Raw genomic sequence first — 5,326 nt, forward strand, 5'->3', positions numbered from 1 at the left:
CCAGCTCCCTCTCGAAGTCCCCCAGGCGATTCGGCGGATGTCGCCCTCGGCCTCCTGGCGCACCTGCTGGGCGCAGCCCGCCTTGCTGTCATGGCGCCGGAAGCAGCTGCCCACCGACATCCTCCCCGCCCTCGCCTGTTCCTCGGCGCGCACATGCCCATAGCCGCGCACGGAGACGACCCGCCTGGGATGCGGCCTCGCTGGAGGAATCATTCCTCCACGACGACCCGCCGGGGATGCCGCCTCGCCGGAGGAATCATTCCTCCACGACGACCCTCCTTCCGGAGAGGGCTGACATGCCAGGAAGGATGCGGCTCGCGTCAGGGAATGACCTCTGGCAGCTCATCCGGTTGCGTGCCCTTCGGACCATCCATGGGCCGAGGCGGGGGCTGACACGCGCGCGGGCTCGGGAGTCACGCGGTGCCGCGGGACGACGCCTTGACCGCCATGGATGCTGCGATGGGGCACCTGGCACCACGCTCACGATGAGGGAGGGCGCCTCCGAGGACAGGAAGCTTCCCGCCTCGAACGAATCCGAGGCGCGGAAGATGCGCCCTGGAAACAGAAGGGGCGGCGCTGGAATTGCGAAGGCAGCCGCAGGCAATCCTCGCGGCCTTACCGGACATCCCTGAAGCAGGTTAGTTCCCCGAGGTCAGGAACTGGATGGCGCGAAGCAGCTCGGTGTCACGTCCCGCGGCGATGTCCACGGCCGTGGGTGCCGACTCGATATCCGGCACGATGCCGACGCCATGGAAGCGCGTGCGGTCCGGGAAGAGCACCTCCATTCCGGTGAAGTAGACCATCATCCGGCCCGGAAGCGAGAGGCGGGTGATGTTGCCGTTGGTGCCGGCGCTGCGGCGCCCGATGACGGTGACGCGTCCGGCGGCCGTGAGCATGATGGAGAAGTTCTCCGCCGCCGACACGCTGTTCGGCCCCACGAGCAGGACGATGGGGCCGCCATACGAGGGATTCGACAGGGGCGTCCACTCGTACCAGTTCTCGTGCGTCTCCATCTGGTCGGGGCCCGCCCAGTACGGGACGCGGAAGATGGGCGAGTAGAACGTCTCCGGGATGAGGCGCCGCGCCGCCTCGTAGTGGTTGCCCGCCGGGTAGCCCCGCATGTCGATGACGAGGCCACTGGCCCCCGCCGCCCCCGCGAGCGCCTCGTTGAAGGCCGCGATCGACGGGAGGACCTCGTCGGACATGTTGATGTAGTGGAGCGTGGGGGCGCCCAGGTCCGTGAGCCGGCCAGCGGGCCGGTGCGTGGGGGCATCGCCCACCTGCAAGAGCTGCGCGTGCGGCTGGGGCAGGACGGTCACCGTGCGCGTGATGCCGTCCACGCTCCGGAGCCCGAACTCGGTGGGCCCGCTCAGCTCCAGCAGCCGTCGCGCGGCCACGTCGTGCAGGTAGCCCGGCGTCGCCGCCGAGGCCCGGGACATCTCCTCCGCGAGCCACTCGGACATGGGGCGGCCCGCGACGCTCACGAGGGTGTCTCCTGGCTCCACACCCGGTACGAGTGAGCGGCGAATCACGGGCTCACCGGCGACCTGCTCCAGCGTGACGGGGAAGAAGCCGCCGACCAGCACTCCTCCGATGGGGAAGACGAACCCGTGGCCATCCGCGAGCACCTCGTTGAAGCGCAGGAGGCGCTGCTGCAGGCCCTTGCGGTCCGTGACGGGGCTTGCGTCCACGGACGCCAGCGTCTCCTGGAGCCGCGCGTCGATGCCGTCGCCCACCACGTGGAAGTACGGGTAGAAGAGCCGGGTCGTGCCGTGGACGATGAGCAGGTTCGCGCGGGCGATGCTCGACGACGCGGCGATCGGCGGGAACGGCTCATTCAGTGGCTCCCTCACCCGCATGGGGGGACGCTGGACGGGCGCGGTGCGGTCCACGGGCCCGGGCTGTCCGAGGAACTCGAGGTTGCCGAGCCCCCGCTGCACGGCGCTCCGCTCCGGTGCGCCATCTCCCAGGGGAAGTGACAGGTCCAGGTCGGCGGGGATGAGGTCGGGAACCACACCCTGCGCGTCCTCGAGCTGCTCGGTGCGAATGAGGAGCCCCTTGTCCGCGATGGGCATCCAGCGCGTCTCCGCCACGGCGGTGGAGACCGGCTCGCCAACGAGCCACGCCCTGCGGGCCATTCTCAGGTCCACGGCGAAGCGGGCCGCCGCGGGGGCCAGGGTGCGTCCGGTCAGCAGCGCCACGGGGAGCTCCGCCCGGCCCGTGGCGGCATACGGCGTGCTCGCCTGCACCTCGACGTCGTTCCAGTAGCGGTTGAAGTTGATCTCGTCCGTCACGCCTTCGTGGACGCGGACGCGCCGGGAGACGCGCTCCACGGGCGCGCTGCTCGCCGCGCCAATGGCGTTGGCCAGGGCCTGCTCCAGCCCTGGCGCGGCGGGCAGTCCGCGCAGGTCGATGACGACGGCGCGCGTCTGTCTCGGAAGGTGGATGGCGCCGGTGCCCGGACGGATGAAGGCGATGGGGCCCACGTTCAGGACCTGCACCGGCCGGAGCGTCGCGCGCGTGGCGTCCAGGGCACACGCCGGCTCCAGCGCGGCGGCATAGGCGGTCGCGGCCGCATCCCAGTCGACGGTGGCGCCCTCCAGCACGGCGGCCAGTGCCATGTCCGTCTCCAGGTTGGTGGCATTCGTACCGAAGAAGCGCAGCTGGGCGTGTGCCGCCGACAGGCCCAGGGACCCCGGACGGGTTCCCGCCGGGCCCGCCGCGGCGCGGTCGCACCAGTCCTCCGGCGGAGCGGACTGCGCGAGCGCTTCGCTCCCGAGCAGCAGGCCGAGGCAGACCGTCGAGAAGGTCAGGCGAGACAGGCGTCTACGACCAATCCGGCGAGGAACGACGTATCCATGATGGGACATGTGTGCGGAGCCTCCAGGCCTGGCCGGCGGGCCAGGACATCTGGAAAACGGGACGCACCGCGCGCGGTATTACAACCGGATTGCGCCAGGCTCCACGCGTCAACCATCCGCACGGGAGACTGTCCGGCACGGAGATGGCCTCCGCGGCGCAACCATCTCGCGGGCCGCCGTACCTTCCGTGAAGCCCGCACTCCCCACGTGCGAGGCCCCGTCCCCGGGCTGTTCCACCCTGGACGCCTGCACACGCTCGTGCGTTGACACCCTGGGATTCCTCTTATCCCATGATGTCATGCGAACCCATCTTCTCACGTTTTGTGCATCTGCCCTGGTGGCCACCGCCTGTGGCGGCGAGGCCTCCGTCGACGGCAACCCGACGGGTGAGTCGCTCTCCACGCGCGAGCAGGCGGCCTTTTCGGGAGTGAATGGCACGTACTGCCTGGTGAGCCCGTACAACTGCAAGCTGCAGGAGTCGGGCGGCAACCGCGTCCCCACCAACGACCCGGCCGACGACAACTGGGGGCTGGTGACGGGCGTGCCCATCCGGAACGGCAACGGCACGGTGGTGGGCACCAACACGCGGACGAGCGCCGCCTTCAACTACGGCCAGACGCGCACCTTCGCCGGTGAGCTGCATGCCTTCGCGGTGTCGACCTCCAACTCGAGCGCCGGATGGCTGCCCATCTCGGCCATCCTGGGCCGCACGTCCTTCGAACAGAAGGTGGGCCACGTCTCGGCGCTGGGCGCGGGGCTGGGGAAGCTGGGCTGCTACGCCGTGCGCAACTGGCACGACACCAACCTGGAGTTCAAGAAGGTGGTCCGCGACAGCACGGCCACCCACGAGCGCGCGGGAGACTACCTGCCGCTGGTGCGCGCCAACGGGCAGCGCTCGGTGAACCTCATCTTCAACGTGCCGGGCATGGCCCTGGGCGGCCCGGCCGTGGACCACTTCCCAGCGGGCACGAAGTTCCAGCGCCTGGACGTGCCCACCGAGCACGGCGTTCCGTCCATCGACATCCCGCTGTGGGTGCAGGGCAGTGACGGCCGCTACACCGTGCAGTCCGGGACGATGAAGTTCCTCTACGGCTACGTCATCGCGGCGACCGGCACCAAGCGCAACGGGTGGATGGCGTACGACGCGCTCGAGGTCAGCTCCGGCTGCCCGTGAGCCGCTGAAGGACGGGCCTCGCTCTCGCGCGCGAGCGGGGGTGAGGTCCCGTCCATCCGTGTCCGGGGATGAGCCGCCGATTGCGCGCCCCCTGTTCCGGAGCTGTCAGCGTGCTCCGTAAGATGGGCGCCTTCCTCAATGGTGGGGAGGCTCTGTTGGAGGTCGGTCGGATGCGCGGATTCGTTCGTGGAAACTTCTTCCGGGTGGCGATGGCGTTCGTTGCGGGAGGGATGTTGAGCGCGTGTGGTGGCGCGGATCTGGAGGCCGTCGAGGACGTGGACGCGTCCCCCGCGAGCCACACGGCCTCCTACATTCCTCCCTGCACCGGGCAGCAGGCGTGGATCATCTACTACTACAGCACCTCGAATCCCTCTCAGGAGGTGGGCCGCATGGAGTGCACGTGCGAGCCGAAGATCTACCGGTACGGCACGACCTCCGGTAACTCCCAGCTGTACTACGAGCAGGTCTGCGGCCAGCTCTGAAAGCAGCCCTCGTCGTTGACGCCGTGCAGCCCGCGCGGAGTATTGCGCGGGCAGCGCAGAGCGCACCGCGACAATCGCGTGACGCCCGCGCGACGTTGATGCGGGACGTCGGAGCTCCGGGGTTGAATGCGCTCCCCCTTCCCCCAAGGAGTGACGACATGAAGCACCTGAATCCCGCGCGGATGGCGCTGCTCACCTTCGCGCTGCTGCTGGGCAGCCTGGGCACGGCGCGCGCGGAGGAGCCGAACGTGCGGCTCGTCTCCGCGCGGCTCCAGACTCTCTGCGGCAGCGTGGCCTGCAACCGGCTGGTGGGCTCCGTGGAGGTGAAGAACCTCGCCTACGAGAAGCAGGTCGCCATCGCCTACACGACGGGCGACGGGCAGTGGACGGAGGTCGCGGCCGGCTACGTCTCGGGCGCCGACAATGGCTACGAGAGCTGGTTCTTCTCCCGGGACCTGCCCACGGGAGCGACGGTGCGCTTCGCCGTGCGCTACACGGTGCTGGGCCAGACGTACTGGGACAACAACGCCGGGACTGACTACGTCCTGGGCGGCGCCAACGCGCCGGAGTCCATCCTCGGCGCGGCGAACGTGAAGCTGGAGCGGGCCGCCTACGAGTACAGCCGCGCGGGCCCCCACGTCATCGGCTACCTGGTGCTGAAGAACCTCGCTTCCGTGAAGGACGTGAAGGTCGTCTACACCACCGACAACTGGGCCACCGTCCAGGAGAAGGCCGCGTCCTTCCACTCCGACGTGGCCAACAGCGGCGGCGGCCTGGAGCGCTGGATCTTCGCCCTCCCCATGTACGCC

4 protein-coding genes are annotated in these 5,326 nt (G+C 69.6%); 3 read left to right on the forward strand and 1 reads right to left on the reverse strand.

Annotated elements, in window-relative coordinates:
* Positions 1-638: 638 nt before the first annotated feature.
* The gene (locus HG543_RS51165) at positions 639-2,870 is read right to left on the reverse strand and encodes a S41 family peptidase (RefSeq protein WP_169352274.1); all 2,232 of its coding nucleotides are present in this window, start codon (positions 2,868-2,870) and stop codon (positions 639-641) included.
* Between the two features lie 289 nt (positions 2,871-3,159).
* On the opposite strand from HG543_RS51165, the gene HG543_RS51170 reads away from it, so the two are divergent.
* From HG543_RS51170 to HG543_RS51180, 3 genes are all read left to right on the forward strand, one after another.
* A complete protein-coding gene (locus HG543_RS51170; protein ID WP_169352275.1) occupies positions 3,160-4,035 on the forward strand; it encodes a hypothetical protein in 876 nt (291 codons plus the stop codon).
* 170 nt (positions 4,036-4,205) lie between these two features.
* On the forward strand, positions 4,206-4,517 hold the full coding sequence (locus HG543_RS51175; RefSeq protein ID WP_169352276.1) for a hypothetical protein: 312 nt from the start codon (positions 4,206-4,208) through the stop codon (positions 4,515-4,517).
* A gap of 158 nt (positions 4,518-4,675) precedes the next feature.
* The coding region (locus HG543_RS51180; protein ID WP_169352277.1) for a carbohydrate-binding protein at positions 4,676-5,326 on the forward strand (651 nt) is incomplete at its 3' end.

This window comes from Pyxidicoccus fallax (genome assembly GCF_012933655.1).
Classification (GTDB): domain Bacteria; phylum Myxococcota; class Myxococcia; order Myxococcales; family Myxococcaceae; genus Myxococcus; species Myxococcus fallax.

What these genes read in the sequence shown, in the direction of transcription:
- HG543_RS51165 (WP_169352274.1), bottom strand. Translation starts at nt 2,870, where the DNA reads ATGTCCCATCATGGATACGTCGTTCCTCGCCGGATTGGTCGTAGACGC.
- HG543_RS51170 (WP_169352275.1), top strand. Translation starts at nt 3,160, where the DNA reads ATGCGAACCCATCTTCTCACGTTTTGTGCATCTGCCCTGGTGGCCACC.
- HG543_RS51175 (WP_169352276.1), top strand. Translation starts at nt 4,206, where the DNA reads ATGCGCGGATTCGTTCGTGGAAACTTCTTCCGGGTGGCGATGGCGTTC.